The sequence below is a fragment of the Saccharopolyspora gregorii genome (genome assembly GCF_024734405.1).
GTDB classification, from domain to species: domain Bacteria; phylum Actinomycetota; class Actinomycetes; order Mycobacteriales; family Pseudonocardiaceae; genus Saccharopolyspora_C; species Saccharopolyspora_C gregorii.
The window spans coordinates 871,580-886,591 of record NZ_CP059556.1 but is presented as its reverse complement, the minus strand read 5'-3'; the positions used below and the strand labels follow the sequence as shown (position 1 = coordinate 886,591).

Annotated in this window: 16 protein-coding genes and 1 pseudogene; 8 read left to right on the top strand and 9 right to left on the bottom strand. The window is 72.5% G+C overall.

Going from position 1 to position 15,012, the window contains the following annotated elements; translation table 11 throughout:
* Positions 1-2 precede the first annotated feature (2 nt).
* A pseudogene (locus tag H1226_RS03790) lies at positions 3-853 on the bottom strand (helix-turn-helix transcriptional regulator).
* 100 nt (positions 854-953) lie between these two features.
* Between H1226_RS03790 and H1226_RS03785 the strand changes: the two are divergent.
* The gene (locus H1226_RS03785) at positions 954-1,724 is read left to right on the top strand and encodes an SDR family oxidoreductase (RefSeq protein WP_258346313.1); all 771 of its coding nucleotides are present in this window, start codon (positions 954-956) and stop codon (positions 1,722-1,724) included.
* A gap of 31 nt (positions 1,725-1,755) precedes the next feature.
* Positions 1,756-1,986, top strand: a complete 231-nt coding sequence (locus tag H1226_RS03780; RefSeq protein WP_258346305.1) for a tautomerase family protein — start codon at positions 1,756-1,758, stop codon at positions 1,984-1,986.
* 14 nt (positions 1,987-2,000) lie between these two features.
* On the opposite strand, the gene H1226_RS03775 is transcribed toward H1226_RS03780, so the two are convergent.
* Complete coding sequence (locus tag H1226_RS03775) at positions 2,001-2,228, bottom strand: SCO4848 family membrane protein (RefSeq protein WP_224955942.1); 228 nt, start codon at positions 2,226-2,228, stop codon at positions 2,001-2,003.
* 514 nt (positions 2,229-2,742) lie between these two features.
* On the opposite strand from H1226_RS03775, the gene H1226_RS03770 reads away from it, so the two are divergent.
* Positions 2,743-3,987, top strand: a complete 1,245-nt coding sequence (locus tag H1226_RS03770) for a D-alanyl-D-alanine carboxypeptidase family protein (RefSeq protein ID WP_224965988.1) — start codon at positions 2,743-2,745, stop codon at positions 3,985-3,987.
* Positions 3,988-4,230: 243 nt separating this feature from the next.
* Here the strand turns inward: H1226_RS03770 and yhjD are convergent, their stop codons facing one another.
* The 3 genes from yhjD to H1226_RS03755 all read right to left on the bottom strand — a co-directional run bounded on the left by yhjD (position 4,231) and on the right by H1226_RS03755 (position 6,759).
* Positions 4,231-5,268: an inner membrane protein YhjD gene (yhjD, locus tag H1226_RS03765; protein ID WP_224965989.1), complete on the bottom strand. Its 1,038-nt coding sequence runs from the start codon at positions 5,266-5,268 to the stop codon at positions 4,231-4,233.
* 95 nt (positions 5,269-5,363) lie between these two features.
* On the bottom strand, positions 5,364-6,428 hold the full coding sequence (gene trpS, locus H1226_RS03760) for a tryptophan--tRNA ligase (protein ID WP_373690009.1): 1,065 nt from the start codon (positions 6,426-6,428) through the stop codon (positions 5,364-5,366).
* Positions 6,429-6,513: 85 nt separating this feature from the next.
* Positions 6,514-6,759 (bottom strand): hypothetical protein, encoded by a 246-nt coding sequence (locus H1226_RS03755; RefSeq protein WP_258346291.1) that lies wholly within the window; start codon positions 6,757-6,759, stop codon positions 6,514-6,516.
* 498 nt (positions 6,760-7,257) lie between these two features.
* Here H1226_RS03755 and H1226_RS03750 point away from each other — a divergent pair, with 498 nt between their 5' ends.
* Positions 7,258-8,775 (top strand): S8 family peptidase, encoded by a 1,518-nt coding sequence (locus H1226_RS03750; protein ID WP_258346289.1) that lies wholly within the window; start codon positions 7,258-7,260, stop codon positions 8,773-8,775.
* A 45-nt stretch (positions 8,776-8,820) separates the two neighbouring features.
* On the opposite strand, the gene H1226_RS03745 is transcribed toward H1226_RS03750, so the two are convergent.
* From H1226_RS03745 to H1226_RS03730, 4 genes are all read right to left on the bottom strand, one after another.
* Positions 8,821-9,462, bottom strand: a complete 642-nt coding sequence (locus H1226_RS03745; protein ID WP_258346280.1) for an HD domain-containing protein — start codon at positions 9,460-9,462, stop codon at positions 8,821-8,823.
* Between the two features lie 47 nt (positions 9,463-9,509).
* Positions 9,510-9,968, bottom strand: a complete 459-nt coding sequence (locus H1226_RS03740; protein ID WP_258346277.1) for a dihydrofolate reductase — start codon at positions 9,966-9,968, stop codon at positions 9,510-9,512.
* On the bottom strand, positions 9,965-10,762 hold the full coding sequence (locus H1226_RS03735; protein WP_224965993.1) for a thymidylate synthase: 798 nt from the start codon (positions 10,760-10,762) through the stop codon (positions 9,965-9,967). The genes H1226_RS03740 and H1226_RS03735 overlap by 4 nt, the downstream gene beginning before the upstream one ends.
* A gap of 160 nt (positions 10,763-10,922) precedes the next feature.
* Positions 10,923-11,720: an exodeoxyribonuclease III gene (locus H1226_RS03730; protein WP_258349329.1), complete on the bottom strand. Its 798-nt coding sequence runs from the start codon at positions 11,718-11,720 to the stop codon at positions 10,923-10,925.
* A gap of 220 nt (positions 11,721-11,940) precedes the next feature.
* Here H1226_RS03730 and H1226_RS03725 point away from each other — a divergent pair, with 220 nt between their 5' ends.
* From H1226_RS03725 to H1226_RS03710, 4 genes are all read left to right on the top strand, one after another.
* On the top strand, positions 11,941-12,855 hold the full coding sequence (locus tag H1226_RS03725) for a helix-turn-helix domain-containing protein (RefSeq protein WP_373690008.1): 915 nt from the start codon (positions 11,941-11,943) through the stop codon (positions 12,853-12,855).
* 309 nt (positions 12,856-13,164) lie between these two features.
* Complete coding sequence (locus H1226_RS03720) at positions 13,165-13,380, top strand: DUF397 domain-containing protein (RefSeq protein WP_373690007.1); 216 nt, start codon at positions 13,165-13,167, stop codon at positions 13,378-13,380.
* A 56-nt stretch (positions 13,381-13,436) separates the two neighbouring features.
* Positions 13,437-13,790, top strand: coding sequence for a hypothetical protein (locus H1226_RS03715; protein WP_224955954.1), 354 nt, complete (start codon positions 13,437-13,439; stop codon positions 13,788-13,790).
* Between the two features lie 282 nt (positions 13,791-14,072).
* The gene (locus H1226_RS03710; RefSeq protein WP_258346267.1) at positions 14,073-14,813 is read left to right on the top strand and encodes an ABC transporter ATP-binding protein; all 741 of its coding nucleotides are present in this window, start codon (positions 14,073-14,075) and stop codon (positions 14,811-14,813) included.
* Positions 14,814-15,012 lie beyond the last annotated feature (199 nt).

Here is a 15,012-nt window from a genome sequence, read left to right as displayed (position 1 = left end):
GGTCAGGTGCGGGGGCTGGTGAAGCGTTCGTGGCCGACGACGTTGAGGAGTTCGAGCTTGGCGTGGCCGTCGCTGCCGGGGGCCGCGGTGAGCACCAGCAGCGCCTGGGTCTGGTCCTCGGTGAACAGCACCTGGCAGTCCACCTCGATCGCGCCGACCTCGGGGTGCAGCAGCGTCTTGTGGTCCTCGAAGCGCTTCGCGACCTCGTGGCGCCGCCACAGCTCGGCGAACTCCGCGCTCTCCCGCAGCAGCGCCCGCACCACGTCACCGGCGGCGGAGGCGTCGCCCAGCAGCCCGTAGCCGACCCGCAGGTTCGCGACCTGCGCGCGGCTCTGCCGGTCCCGGTCGGCCTCCGGGTACATGCGGCGCTCGTGCTCCGGGTCGGTGAACCAGCGGTAGACCTCGCTGCGGGCCAGCCCCGTGTAGCCGGAGCGGTCGCCGAGCAGGGCGCAGGCCATCCGGTTCTGCACCAGCGTCTCCCCCAGCGGGGACAGGATCAGCGCCGGCGTGTCGTCCAGCCGGTCCAGCACCCGCAGCAGCGCCGGGGCCACGTGCGCCGACGCCAGGACCCGCCGCGGGGGGTTGTGCCCGGCCACCTGGAACAGGTAGTCCCGCTCGTCGTCGCTGAGCCGCAGCGCCCTGGCCAGCGCGGTCAGCAGCTGCGCGCTCGGGTGCGGGCCGCGGCGCTGCTCCAGCCGCGTGTAGTAGTCGGTGGACATCCCCGCCAGCGAGGCGACCTCCTCCCGCCGCAGCCCAGGGTGCGCCTGCGCGCGCCCGGGGGCAGGCCCACGTCCGCGGGGCGCAGCGCCTCGCGGCGGCGGGTGAGGAAGGTGGCGAGCGCGGGTCGGTCCATGCCACCAGCATGGACCCGGCCGGTGACGCCGACCAGGGACCGCCGATCCCCCGATAACCGATCTCTGCACGTGAGGACGGCACCGCCGCAGACTCGTGGCATGCACATCAGCGGAAACACCCTCTTCATCCCCGGAGCCACCAGCGGCATCGGCCTCGCCCTCGCGCTGCGCTTCCAGGAGAAGGGCAACACCGTCATCGTCGGCGGCAGGCGCGAAGAGCTCCTCGCGCGGATCGCCGCCGAGCACCCCGGCATCGACACCCAGCGGATCGACACCCTCGACCCGGCGAGCATCCGCGCCGCGTCCGCCGAGGTGCTGGCACGGCACCCCGACCTGAACGTGCTCGTCCCGATGGCGGGCATCATGCGCGCCGAGAACTGGCGGAACCCCGCCGGGTTCCTCGAATCGGCGGAGGACGTCATCGCCACCAACGTGCTCGGGCCGATCCGGCTCATCGCCGAGTTCATCGAGCACCTGCAGGGGCGGCCGGACGCGACCATCCTCACCGTGAGTTCTGGTCTCGCGTTCACCCCGCTGCGGGTCACGCCCAGCTACAACGCCTCGAAGGCCGCGATCCACCTGCTCACCGAATCGCTGCGGCTGCAGCTGAAGGGCACCAGCGTGCGGCTGCAGGAACTCGTGCCGCCCGCCGTGCGGACCGACCTGATGCCCGGGCACCGGGAGAGCGCGCACGCGATGCCGCTGGACGAGTTCATCGACGAGGTGATGGCGCTGCTGGAGGCCGACCCCGAAGCGCGGGAGATCCTCGTCGAGCGGGTCGAATTCCTCCGCTACTCCGAGGTCCGCGGCGAGTTCGACCAGGTGGTGGCCGCCCTCGACGCCGCCGACCCGCACGGCAACGCGGCCTGACCGGAAGCGCAACGATCTGCTGGAGGAAGACATGCCGTTCGCGAACCTGAAGGTGCCCGCCGGAACCCTCGACGCCGAGCAGAAGGAACGGCTCGTGCACCGCGTCACCGACCTCTACGCCGAAGTCTTCGGCGAACGGGCCCGCGCCACCACGCTCGTGCTCGTGGAGGACGTCGCCGACGGCGGCTGGGGCATCGGCGGGAACGTGCTGACGCTCGCCGCGCTGCAGAGCGGGGCGGGAACCGCGCCGGACGCCGGGTAGGGCGCGCCGGAGGGTCAGCGGCGGGTCGCGCGGAACGCGCGCCAGCCCAGCACGCCGATCGCGGTGCCCAGGACCAGCGACACCGCGGCGATCACGAAGTGCACGTAGAGGAACGGCGTCGGGGAACCGGCCTGCCAGGAGTTCTCGCTCACCCAGATGTTGCGGAAGAACGTCGGCCACAGCAGCCACGACCACACGCCGAAGGCGAGCAGGAACAGGGCGGTACGGCGGGAGAACGTCACGGGGGCAGTATCTCCCCGCGTCCGGCGGCCCGGCCCGGCGCCCACCTCCCGAGTGGCCCGGCTCTCGCTGCCGAGTGGGCCGGCTCTCGGCGGGTGGGCGCCCGCCCGGCGCGCTCCGCGGCCTCCGGCGAACGGTCCTCGATCCCGCGCGGCGGGCCGCGCCGTCCTCCGGTCAGCGGATCCGCTGAGCGACCACCCGCGGGGTCGCAGCGCTTTCCCCGCGAGGACGGCGATGTCCCCGTGCACGGACCGACGCAGCGGACATCGCCCTCCAGCGGGGGAACCGCTGCGGTTCCGCCATCCCCGTGCTGCGCGGCAGAGGTGGGGAGGCAGGCCGTGGGGTCCGCCGCCCGACCGCAGAACGGAAGGGTTTCCGGCGGACCGGGGGTCGCGGCGGGCTCCGGTTCGCTAGCCTGAGCGCGTGCCCGCGAGAGCTCACCACCCGTTCGCCCCGGTCCGCACATCCCACCCCTTCCCGCCGAGAAATCCGGCATTCGCACCGAATGCCGCGGGCGTGCGGCGCGTCGCGGGCAGGCTCGTCGCCGCCGGGTGCGCCGCGCTCGTGCTGCTGGGCGGCGCGCCGCTGACCGCGGCCGCGCAGGAACCGGCGGGGTGCCCCGGTGCCGCCGCTCCGCCGCCCGCCGTCGACACCTCCGAGGTCCCGGCTCCGGGCGAACCCGTCCCAGAACCGCTGCCGGTGCCGGACGAGCCGGTCGGCGGTGCGCGGCTCGGCGAGTGCGGCGAGATCAACGCGCCCGGCGCACCGCCGGCCGCGCTGGACCCGATCGCCTCCCAGTCGTGGGTGCTGGCCGACCTGGACACCGGGGAAGTGCTCGCGGCCCGCGACCCGCACGCCCGGCACCGGCCTGCGTCCACCATCAAGGTGCTCACCGCGCTGGTCGCGATCCGCGAGCTCGACCTCTCCGACACGCTCGTGGTCACCCAGGACGACGCCGACCAGGAAGGCAGCCGGGTCGGCCTGGAACCCGGCACCACCTACAGCGTCGAGCAGGTGCTGGCCGGGCTGATCATGCAGTCCGGCAACGACGCGGCGCACGCGCTCGCCAGGAAGCTCGGCGGCATCGACGACACCGTGCGGAAGATGAACGCGCTCGCCGACGAACTCGGCGCGCACGACACCCGCGCCGCCACCCCGTCCGGGCTGGACGGCCCGGGGATGAGCACCTCCGCCTACGACCTGGCGCTGATCTTCCGGGAGGCCATGCGGCACCCCGAGTTCGCGCACGCCGAATCGGTCCGCGAGACCACGCTGCCCGGCAAGCCGGGTGGCCCGCCGCTGCCGGTGGAGAGCGACAACGCGGTGCTGTGGAACTACCCGGGCGCGCTCGGCGGCAAGACCGGGTTCACCGACGACGCCCGGCACACGTTCATCGCCGCCGCCGAACGCGACGGCAGGCGGCTCGTCGCGGTGCTGATGCGCGGGGAGAACAAGCCGGTCCGGCAGTCGAAGTTCACCATGCAGCTGCTCGACCACGGCTTCTCGCTCCCGCCCGGCACCTCGGTCGGCGAGCTGGTCACCGAACCGGAGCCGTCCGAGGAGCCCGAGGAGCCCGCCGCCCAGGCCGCCGCGGACGGGGATCTGCCCAGCTCGCCCATGTTCGGCACCGTCGGGGTGCCGCTGACGGCGCTGGCCGTGCTGATCATCGTGGTCGCCGGGGCGTTCGCGGTGCTGCGCAGGCGCCGCACCCGGCTCGCCGCGGCCCGGCGCGCGGCGAACCGCGGGCCGGACCACCCGTGACCTGATCACCCGGACGGGCTAGGTAGTACTCGGGTAATCGCACCGGTCCGACCGGAACCGGAACCCGGCATTCTCGTTGGTAGGAGTCGAGCGGCGGGCGGTCCCCGGAAGACGCAGCTCGGACCGCCCGGACGGTGCTACCCCGAGCCGGTCGCCGACTCCGGCCCCGTGCGGTGGCCACCGCACGGGGCACGGCTCACCCGGCCTCGCCCCGAACCTGGCCGGGTGGGCCCCGCGGTCACCTCAGCGGCGGCGCAACGACCAGCCGACCAGCGCACCGAGCCCGAACAGCGCGGCCGAGGACTTCGCCCCCGCACCGACCACCCGCACCTGCGGCCGGATCACCGCGGGCGGCGGCGGTTCCGGCAGCGCGCGGTGCTCGTTCTCCGCCGACGACGCGGTCCACGCCGTGACGAACAGGATGAACCGCGACGTCAGGTACGCGAACACCAGCAGGCCCAGGATCGGACCGAACGCGGCCGCCGCGGGCGACCCGGTGACGCTGCCGAGGTACACCACCCCGACCTGCTTGAGCACCTCGAAGCCGATCGCCGCGAACAGCCCGCCCCACACGGCGCTGCGCAACGACACCGGCAGCCGCGGCAGCCGCGCCAGCACCCAGATGAACACCAGCCAGCCCGCGCCCAGCGACAGCAGGATCGCGAGCAGCGACAGCCCGATCCGCGCGGGCCAGGTGTTCCCGATCCCCAGCGCCGCGAACAGCGCCCGCCCGACGCCACCGCCGAGGGCGCTGAGCCCGAACGACACCGCCATCGCCAGCCCCAGCCCGATCAGCGACACCAGGTCGGAGGCGAGGCGCTTGAGCATCGGCGGGGCCTGCTGCTGCTGGCTCCACTGCGCGGTCAGCGCCTCGCGCAGGTTCGTCATCCACCCCAGCCCGGAGTACAGGGCGACGAGCAGCCCGATGATCCCGACCGTGCCCGCCTGCTCGATCGCCTGTCCCACGACCTGGTTGAGCATGCCGCTCATCTCGCGGTTCGGGACGGCCTCGGTGATCGACAACCGCAGCTGCTCCAGCAGGTCCGGGTTGCCCGCGAGCACGAAACCCGCCACCGCGAAGGAGATCATCAGCAGCGGCACCAGGGCCAGCACGCTGAAGTAGGTGATCGCCGCGGCGTAGTAGTCGCCGTACTGGCTCTGGTAGCGCGCCGCGGCGCGGATCAGCCGGTCCAGCCAGGGATGGTCCCGGCGCAACCGCTCCAGCAGACCGGGGCCTCCCCCGGTCGTGGCGGCGCGCGCGGGTTGGCTGCGATCGGTCACGGGTCACCTCCAGGCCCGTCCGGGACGGACGCGTTGCCCCGAACGGGCCTGAGGCTACCGCCGAATGATCTCGTCAGCGCAAGATCGGCGCGCCGTCAGCCGGCCAGCGGCGGGAGGAATCCGACGCGCTCGTAGGTGACCCGCAGGGTCTCGGTCGCGACCTCGCGGGCGTGCTCGGCGCCGCGGGCCAGCACCTTGTCCAGCTCGGCCGGGTCGGCGAGGTAGCCGTGCACCTTCTCCTGGAACGGGACGGCGAACTCGACGAACGCCTCGCCGACGGCCTTCTTCAGGTCGCCGTAGCCGCTCCCCTCGAACTCGGCGACCAGCTCGTCGATGGTGCGGCCGGTCAGCGCCGAGTGGATGGCGAGCAGGTTGCTCACGCCCGCCTTCTGCTCCGGGTCGTAGCGGATCTCGCGCTCGTTGTCGGTGACCGCGGAGCGGATCTTCTTGGCGGAGCGCTTCGGGTCCTCCAGGAGGTCGACGACGCCGCTCGGCTGGGACTTGCTCATCTTCGCCGACGGGTCCTGCAGGTCCTGGATCTTGGCGGCTTCCTTCGGGATGTGCGCGGAGGGCACGGTGAAGGTGTCGCCGTAGCGGGAGTTGAACCGCTGCGCGAGGTTGCGGGTGAGCTCCAGGTGCTGGCGCTGGTCCTCGCCGACGGGGACCTGGTTCGCCTGGTACAGCAGGATGTCCGCGGCCTGCAGCACCGGGTAGGTGAACAGCCCGACGCTGATGTGGTCGGCGTCCTGCCGGGCCGACTTGTCCTTGAACTGGGTCATCCGGCCCGCTTCGCCGAACCCGGCGAGGCATTCGAGCACCCAGCTCAGCTGGGCGTGCTCGGGGACGTGGCTCTGCACGAACAGGGTGGACGCGTCGGGATCGATGCCCAGGGCCAGCAACTGCGCCGCCGAGACGCGGGTGCGTTCGCGCAGCAGCGCCGGGTCCTGCGCGACGGTGATCGCGTGCAGGTCGACGACGCAGTAGAACGCGTCGTGGTCGGCCTGCATCCGCACCCAGGACCGCAGGGCGCCCAGGTAGTTGCCGAGGTGGAAGGAGTCGGCGGTGGGCTGGATGCCCGACAGGACGCGGGGTCCGCGCCCGGGCGCCGAGCCGCCTGCGGAGGTGTGCGGGTTCTGGGTGGCCGAGTCGTCGCTGCTCACCCGTCGATTCTCGCAAGGTCCGCGGCGGCGGGGGGACCGGGTGGCGCTTCCCGGTGGAGGCCGGTGCGCCGCGCCGGGCGTGCGGTCAGCCCTTGCGCTGGTTCTCCGGCTGGATCTCGATCTTCTTGCGGCGGAGGACGCCGGCGAGCATGCCGACGATGCCGAAGCCGACGGCGGCGATGCCGACCGGGGTGGCGGCGCCCGCGAGGGCGGTGCCCTGCGCGAGGACCTGGCCGCTGCCCGCGGCCTGCGCCGTGGCGGCGCCGAGGAGCGCGGTGGTCAGGACCGCGGTGGCCAGCAGCAGCGCCGGCACCAGCACCCGCTTGATCATGCGAGCAAATCGGCTACGCACGAGCGTTGCCTCCCTTGACGGTTAACCCGTACGGGTCACAGATCTCGTTCAACCCGGTTGCGGACCGTACCGATCGTGTGTGAACACCACGATCGCGTTGCGTAAACCGGACACGACGCAAAGATCCTATTTACCCCCCGAACCGGTCCCGCACCGGGTACCCGAAGCGAGCGTTATCACTGATCGCAGCCGGTATGCGCCTTCGGACTCGCACGATGCAACGAATAGGCGCGGCCGAGCCGGTGACGAGTGCCATAACTCGGTCGAGTGGCAAGACTGGCAAGGCATTGACTCGTCCGGCCCTAGCGGCGGCCACCGGATCGGCGACCCGGCGGGAGCCCGCGCGGACCGGCGCCGACCACCACCCGGTTCCCCCGCCGGATTGCTCCTTTTCGCCCTGTCGAAGTCCGCCGAGTGGGCGGATCATCCGACGATCAGTCACTGATCGCTCGGTACGAGAGTGCCGTGGGAGGACACGTGTCACCACAACGATCGACACCGCGCCCGCGCGGGAAGCACCTGCGCTTGGCGGGTTCCGCGCTGGCGCTGAGCCTGCTGGTCCCGGCCGTCGCCGCCGTCCCGACCGGCGTCGCCCCGGCCGCCACCGCCGCGCCGGGGGCGACGCCCGCCCACTTCGTGGTGCTGGGCCCCACCGGCGACGGGCTGCGCCTGACCGAGGACTCGGTGCGCGCCGTCGGCGGTTCCGTCGTGCACAGCTGGCCGCAGATCGGCGTCGTGCTCGCCACCTCCACCGACCCCGGGTTCGCGGCCGTCGTGCGCGCGCAACCCGCGGTCGACCAGGCGGGGGCCAGCCGGAACCTGGCGGAGCAGCTGCCGCCCGCAGCCCCCAGCACCCGGCTGGAGGTGCTGGAGGGGACCGCCGCGCCAGGACCCGCCACCGCCGCCGCGGACCGGGAACCGCTGGAAGCCGACCAGTGGGACCTGCCGCTGATCGGGGCCGACCGGGCGCACGAGATCTCCACCGGCAGCCCGGACGTCACCGTCGGCGTCCTCGACTACGGCATCGACCCGGAACACCCCGACCTGAAGCCGAACCTGGACCTGTCGAAGTCGGTGAGCTGCGCCCGCGACGGCATCCCGGACACCGCGGTCGAGGCGTGGGCCCCGGCCGACGACACCCAGGCGCACGGCACCCACGTGGCGGGCACCATCGCCGCCGCCCGCAACGGGGTCGGCGTGGCGGGCGTCGCCCCGGACACGAGCCTCGCCTCGGTGCGGGTGATCGACGACGACGGGTTCATCTACCCCGAGTACGCGGTGTGCGGGTTCCTGTGGGCCGCCGAGCACGACATCGACGTCACGAACAACTCCTACTTCGTGGACCCCTGGTACCTGTGGTGCGAGAGCGACCCGGACCAGCGCGCGGGCGCGGAAGCGGTGCGCCGGGCCGTGGCCTACGCGGCGGGGCACGACGTGGTGACGGTCGCGGCGGCGGGCAACAGCGGCTGGGACCTGTCGCAGCCGATCCACGACACGGACAGCCCGAACAACGGCGGGCCGCAGCAGGACCGGTGGGCCGGGCACGACTGCGCGGCGCTGCCCGGTGAGCTGCCGGGCGTGGTCGCGGTGTCCTCGGTGGGTTCGGACGCGGTGAAGTCGTACTTCTCGAACTACGGGCTCGGTTCGGTCGCGGTGACCGCGCCGGGCGGGGACGCGCGGCAGATCCCGCAGACGCCGTCGGCGAACGGCCGCATCCTCTCCAGCGTTCCCGGCGGCGGCTGGGGCTGGATGCAGGGCACCTCGATGGCCTCCCCGCACGCGGCGGGCGTGGTCGCGCTGCTGCGCGCCACCCACCCGGAGTGGAGCGCCCCGCAGGTCACCGGCGCGCTGTCGGGGCAGGCCGACGCGCTGCCGTGCCCGGAGGGCTACGACCCGGACGGCGACGGGCAGCCGGACGCGGTGTGCGCGGGCGGTGCGACCGGCGCCGGGTTCTACGGCGCGGGGCTCATCGACGCGCTCGACGCGGTCCGCTGAACGGGTTCCGGGCGCGCTCCGCGCGGGGCGCGCCCGGGCTCGGCGTCACTCCCCCGGGCTGACCCAGCCGCGGCGCTCGCCCTCGCCGATCAGCTCCTGCACCATCGTCCACAGCGGAGTGGAGGCTTTGCCGATCACGGCCTTGCGGGCGCGCACGGTGTCGGCGGTGACGCCGGGCGTCCGCCAGGTGCCGCCGCGCGCCAGCCAGTTCAGCAGCAGCGGCTGCACCCGGTCCACGGCCTTCGCGAAGCGCGCCTCCGGTGAACCGCGGGACTCGAACTCGTCCCACAGGCCGCGGAAGCGCGCCGCTTGGTCGGCGGGCAGCAGGCCGAACAGCCGGTCGGCGGCGGCCTCCTCGCGCTCCTGCTGGCTCTCCCGGCCCGCGTCGTCGTAGAGCGGGGTGTCCCCGGCGTAGATCTCGACCAGGTCGTGCAGCACGACGAGTTCGACGGTGCGCCCGACGTCGATCGGTTCGTCGGAGTGCTCGGCCAGCACCGACACCATCAGCGCCAGGTGCCAGGAGTGCTCGGCGTCGTTCTCCCTGCGGTCCGCCGCGGCCAGCGGGGACTGGCGCAGCACGGTCTTGAGCTTGTCCACCTCGGCGAGGAACACCAGCTGTTCCCGCAGCCGCCCGCCGATGGCGTCGGGCAGCGGGGTGCGCTCGGCGATCAGGTCTTCGTCGTCCACCACCCGATCATGCCCGCCGGGTCCGCCCGGGTGAACGGCCGTTCCGGTCAGCCCCAGGTGAGGAAGCGGTAGTGCAGCCCCGTGCTGGACTCCTGCCAGTCCCCGGTCGAGTCCGGCGGGCGGCCCACGTCGGGCGCGACGGTGTCGCCGTCGAAGCGCTCCCGGATCTCGGTGACCACGATCCGGTCCGCGAGCGGCAGCGCCGCCCGGTACACCGCGGCACCCCCGATCACCCACACGTCCCCCTCCGCCGCGGCGAGCGCCGCGGCCAGGTCGGGGAAGGTCTCCGCGCCGTCCTGCGGGGTGCGCGAGAGCACCAGGTTGCGGCGGCCCGGCAGCGGGCGGAACCGCGGCGGCAGCGATTCCCAGGTGCGCCGGCCCATCAGCACGGTCGCGCCCGCGGTCGTGGTGCGGAAGTGCTTCAGGTCCTCCGGCAGGTGCCAGGGCATGGTGCCGTCGCGGCCGATGACACCGGTCGTCGACTGGGCCCAGACGAGGCCGATCACACCGCCACCGGCGCCTTGATGCCCGGGTGCGGGTCGTAGCCCTCGATCGAGATGTGCTCGTAGGTGTAGTCGAACAGGCTCTCCGCCGGCTTCAGCTCCAGCCGCGGGAACGGCCGCGCGTCCCGCGCGAGCTGGGTCCGGACCTGCTCCTCGTGGTTGTCGTAGATGTGGCAGTCCCCGCCGGTCCACACGAAGTCGCCGACGCCGAGCCCGACCTGCTCGGCGATCATGCTGGTCAGCAGCGCGTAGCTGGCGATGTTGAACGGCACGCCGAGGAACAGGTCCGCGCTGCGCTGGTACAGCTGGCAGGAGAGCAGGCCGTCGGCGACGTAGAACTGGAAGAACGCGTGGCACGGCGGCAGCGCCATCCGCGGCAGGTCGGCGACGTTCCACGCGGACACGATGATCCGCCGGGAGTCCGGGTTCTCCCGCAGCGTGCGCAGCACTTCGGAGATCTGGTCGACGTGCCCGCCGTCCGGCGTGGGCCAGGACCGCCACTGCACGCCGTAGATCGGGCCGAGGTCGCCGTCCGGCGCCGCCCACTCGTCCCAGATCTTCACGCCGCGCTCCTGCAGCCAGGTGGCGTTCGGGTCGCCGCGCAGGAACCACAGCAGCTCGTGGGCGACCGAGCGGAAGTGCACCTTCTTCGTGGTGATCAGCGGGAAGCCGTCGGAGAGCCGGTAGCGCAGCTGGTGCCCGAAGATCGACCGGGTGCCGGTGCCGGTGCGGTCCGCTTTGCGGGTGCCGTGGTCGAGCACGTGGCGGAGCAGGTCTTCGTACTGCGTGTCGGGCATGCCGTCGAGCGTAGACGAGCAGTTCCCGATCACCGCGGTGCCCGAGCGCCCGTGGGCGGTGGTCGGCGCGGGCGGCTCCGGCGGGCGGGCGCGGCGCGGGCGGGCCGGACGGGTCCCGCCCGCCCGGAGGCCGACGGCGATCGCTGCGCCGTGCGCGCGATCAGAGGTCGTAGGTGACGGTGACCGGCGCGTGGTCGCTCCAGCGCTTGTCGTACGACGGCGCCTTCTCGACGACGGCGCTGGTGGCCCGTTCCGCGAGCCCCGGGGTGGCGACCTGGTAGTCGATGCGCCAGCCGGAATCGTTGTCGAAGGCCTTCCCGCGGTACGACCACCACGAGTACGGACCGGGGCCTTCGGGATTCCGGGCGCGGAACACGTCGACGTAACCGAGTTCGTCGAAGACGCGGCTGAGCCATTCCCTTTCCTCCGGCAGGAATCCCGCGGATTTCCGGTTGGCCTTCCAGTTCTTCAGGTCGTCCTCGCGGTGTGCGATGTTCCAATCCCCGCACACCAGGACTTCGCGGCCGTCTTCGCGCGCGCGGGTGCGGAGCGAATCGAGGTGCGGCAGGAATTCCGCCATGAACCGCTCCTTCTCGTCCTGGCGTTCCGTGCCGACCTCACCGCTGGGCAGGTAGAGGCTGGCGACGACGAGTCCGGGCAGTTCGATCTCCGCGTAACGGCCGCTGTCGTCGAATTCTTCGCTGCCGAAACCGATCCGGGAGGCGGCGGGTTCGACCCGCGAGTACAGCGCGACACCGCTGCGGCCCTTCGCTGCGGCGGGCGCGAGCAGCGGGAACCAGCCGTCAGGTTCGAGGACGGCGGCGGGCAGCTGATCCGGTTCGGCGCGGGTCTCCTGCAGGCAGATCACGTCGGCGGTGGTTCCGGACAACCACTCGACGAATCCCTTCTTCGCTGCGGCGCGCAATCCGTTGACGTTGACGGTCGAGGCGGTGAACACGCCGGTGAGCGTAGCGATCGGTACCGACGATCGGGCATTGCGCTCGGCGCGATCGTGCGCCGATACTGTTCCGGCTGGGGTGACTGGGGATTCACCGGGGATGTTGATCATGCGCGTTCGACCTGCTGGAACGGTTCACAACCTTCGCGGGCGGTGCGGTGAGATGGGCTAAACTGCCATGCCGGGTAACGGTGCGTACCGCTGGTACGACGATGTGTCGATGGAAACGACCGTGCGTGATTCGGGAGGTCTGGACGTGCCCACGGATGGTGCCGCGAGTGGCGGCCCCACCGCGCGTCGCCTGGTTCTGGGGAGCCAGTTGCGCCGGTTGCGCGAGGCCAGCGGCATCTCCCGCGAGGACGCGGGGTACGAGATCCGCGGTTCCGGGTCCAAGATCAGCCGCCTGGAGCTCGGCCGGGTCGGGTTCAAGGAACGCGACGTCGCCGACCTGCTGACCCTGTACGGGGTGTCCGACGAGGGCGAGCGCAGCTCCTTCCTCGAACTCGTCCGCCAGTCCAACCAGCCCGGCTGGTGGCACCGCTACAGCGACCTCGTCCCGTCCTGGTTCCAGGACTACGTGGGGCTGGAGGAATCGGCGTCGCGGATCCAGACCTACGAGATCCAGTTCGTGCCCGGCCTGCTGCAGACCGAGGACTACGCGCGGGCCATCGCCAGCCAGGGGCGGCCGGAGGCAGTGGAGGAAGAGGTGGAGCGCCGGGTTCGGCTGCGGATGCACCGCCAGCGCCTGTTCACCCAGCCGAACGCCCCGCGGTTGTGGGCGGTGATCGACGAGTCGGTGCTGCACCGGCCGATCGGCGGCGTGGACGTGCTGCGCGAGCAGATCGACCACCTGCTGGAAGTGATCAAGCTGCCGACGATCTCGTTGCAGGTGCTGCCGTTCGACCTGGGCCGCTCCGGGGCGGAGGGCGCGTTCACGATCCTGCGGTTCGCCGAGCAGGAGATCCCGGACATCGTCTACCTGGAGCACCTCTCGGGCGCGCTGTACCTGGACAAGCCGGAGGACGTGGAGCTCTACAGCAAGGTCAGCCACCGGCTCGCGGTCGATGCGCACACGCCGGAGGCGACCCGCAAGACCTTGCAAGCAGCGCGCAAGGCGCTCGGGAACGCGAGCTGACCCGCACATTCCCCTTCCTGTGAGTTACCTCACAGTTTTTTGCGATCTGTTACGCGGGCTCCCGCGATGCCTGATCCTGCACGAAGCCATATGCAGGATTAATCTGCGATTGTGGCCGCAATAGTTCGACGCTCCGTGATCACAAGGGACCTCTGCGTCACCTACCCGGGCGGCCGTGCGTCTGCACGTGCATACATCATTCCAACGTTCAGTGATACGGTCCTTGCACGATCGGATGCACGTGCATCTGGTCGTTGCAAGCAACTCGGGGAAAGGCTGGGAACTTCGATGCCGGAGATCCGAAACGGAATGATCGCAGGGAACCTGCCCGAAGCGTCCTGGCGCAAGAGCGCGCACAGCGGCTCGGTGGGCAACTGCGTGGAGCTGGCCTCCCTGCTCGACGGAGACATCGCCGTCCGCAACTCCCGCTACCCCGACGGGCCCGCGCTCATCTACACCAGGGAGGAGATCGCGGCCTTCCTGTCAGGTGCCAAGGACGGCGAGTTCGACGACCTGATCGTCTGACCCCCGCCCCGACCCCCGCAATCGACCAGCGCTCGCGCAGAACCCTCGGTGGCGTCATGAACGACATAACGGACGGCTTGCAGGCACTCATCGCCCGCGACTTCCACTTCGCGCACCCCCGCGACGCGAACGGCACCCTCATCGCCGTCGTCGGGATCCGGGTGCACCACGGCGTGATCGACATCGTGCAGCTCTACGGCGAGGACGAGGCCGACGCCGCCCGCATCCCGGGCGACGAGCCGGACGTCCTGTTCCCGAAGACCGTGCTGTGGCGGACCACCGGGTCCGCGGACGAAGTGGTCGAAGCGGCACTGGCGCTGGAGGACCCCGAGGAGGACCGGGCCTCCGCGAAAGGCTGCTGGGTACCCACCCACGCGGGGCGTTCCACCTGGTTGGCCGCCTCCGCCTGACCCGGCCCGGCCCGGCGGCTGACGAACCACGCGGCCGCGGTCGCCCGCTCCACGCAGCGGACGACCGCGGCCGTTCGCGCATCCGCCCCCGCGCCCGGCGGACCCGGCCCGCGCAACCCGACCGCTCCCCGGACGTCTCGGAGGAGGGAGGCGCGCCCGATCTCATCCTCCGGTAGGAGGGCTCCTGGCCGATGTGCTGATCCGCCCGGCTCCCGCGGTCGACGACGGTGGGCGCACGCCGCGGCCGAAGCCGGGCGCGCCCACGACGAGGAGGAGGACCCCGTGTCCGCGACATGCCCGATGACCGGCGGCGCGGTGATCGCCGACGGGATCAGCAAGGAGTTCGGGACGGCCCGCCGACCCGCGCTGCACGACGTGACCCTCCGGGCCGCACCCGGACGCTGCACCGCCGTGGTCGGCCCCGCGGGCTCCGGCAAGAGCGTGCTGCTGCGCTGCCTGGCCGGGCTGGAACGGCCCACCCGCGGCACCGTGCGGATCGCGGGCACCGAGCTGACCGCGCTCGACGAGGCCGCCCGCACCGAGTTCCGCCGCACCCGGATCGGCGTGGTCTACCGGCAGGCGAACCTGCTGCCCCAGCTCGACGTGGCCGACAACCTGCTGCTGCCGCTGGACACCGCGGGCAGGCGCGCGGACCCGGACCTGCTGCAGCGCGCGCTGGACCTGCTGGACGTGCGGGAGCTGCTGGACCGCGCCACCCCGGCGCTGACCCGCGCCGAGGAGCTGCGCGTCGCGGTGGCCCGCACCGTGCTGCAACGGGCCGACCTGCTGCTGGTCGACGACCCGACCGCCGGGCTCGACGCGATCACTGGCAGGCACCACCTGCGGCTGCTGCGCCGGCGCTGCGCGGAGTTCGGGTTGCCCCTCGTGCTGTTCTCCGCCGACCCGGCCACCGCCGCCCACGCGGACCGGGTCATCGCCCTGCAGGACGGGCGGGTCGTGCAGGAGCGCGACCGCCCCGCGGACTGCGGCTGCGAGCCCGGGAGCACCGAGCACATCGCCTGATCCCGCGGCCCCGATCTGCTCCCGATCGGCGTCGGCGCGCCCCGCCCGCACCGGGTTCCGAGTGACCGGCGACACCGAGCGCGGCGGATGCGATCATGGTGCGCACGCGGCCGCCGCGCGGCGACCGCCCTGCCCCACCGAACCCCGCGCACGGCGTCCCGACCGCGGCCGCACCACGGGTGGATCCTCCCGATCCCCG

Excerpts from the sequence above, each read along its gene's own strand:
- H1226_RS03780 (WP_258346305.1), top strand. The coding sequence starts at position 1,756 with ATGCCGTTCGCGAACCTGAAGGTGCCCGCCGGAACCCTCGACGCCGAG.
- H1226_RS03785 (WP_258346313.1), top strand. The coding sequence starts at position 954 with ATGCACATCAGCGGAAACACCCTCTTCATCCCCGGAGCCACCAGCGGC.
- H1226_RS03725 (WP_373690008.1), top strand. The coding sequence starts at position 11,941 with ATGGAAACGACCGTGCGTGATTCGGGAGGTCTGGACGTGCCCACGGAT.
- H1226_RS03735 (WP_224965993.1), bottom strand. The coding sequence starts at position 10,762 with ATGCCCGACACGCAGTACGAAGACCTGCTCCGCCACGTGCTCGACCAC.
- H1226_RS03715 (WP_224955954.1), top strand. The coding sequence starts at position 13,437 with ATGAACGACATAACGGACGGCTTGCAGGCACTCATCGCCCGCGACTTC.
- H1226_RS03720 (WP_373690007.1), top strand. The coding sequence starts at position 13,165 with ATGATCGCAGGGAACCTGCCCGAAGCGTCCTGGCGCAAGAGCGCGCAC.
- H1226_RS03755 (WP_258346291.1), bottom strand. The coding sequence starts at position 6,759 with ATGATCAAGCGGGTGCTGGTGCCGGCGCTGCTGCTGGCCACCGCGGTC.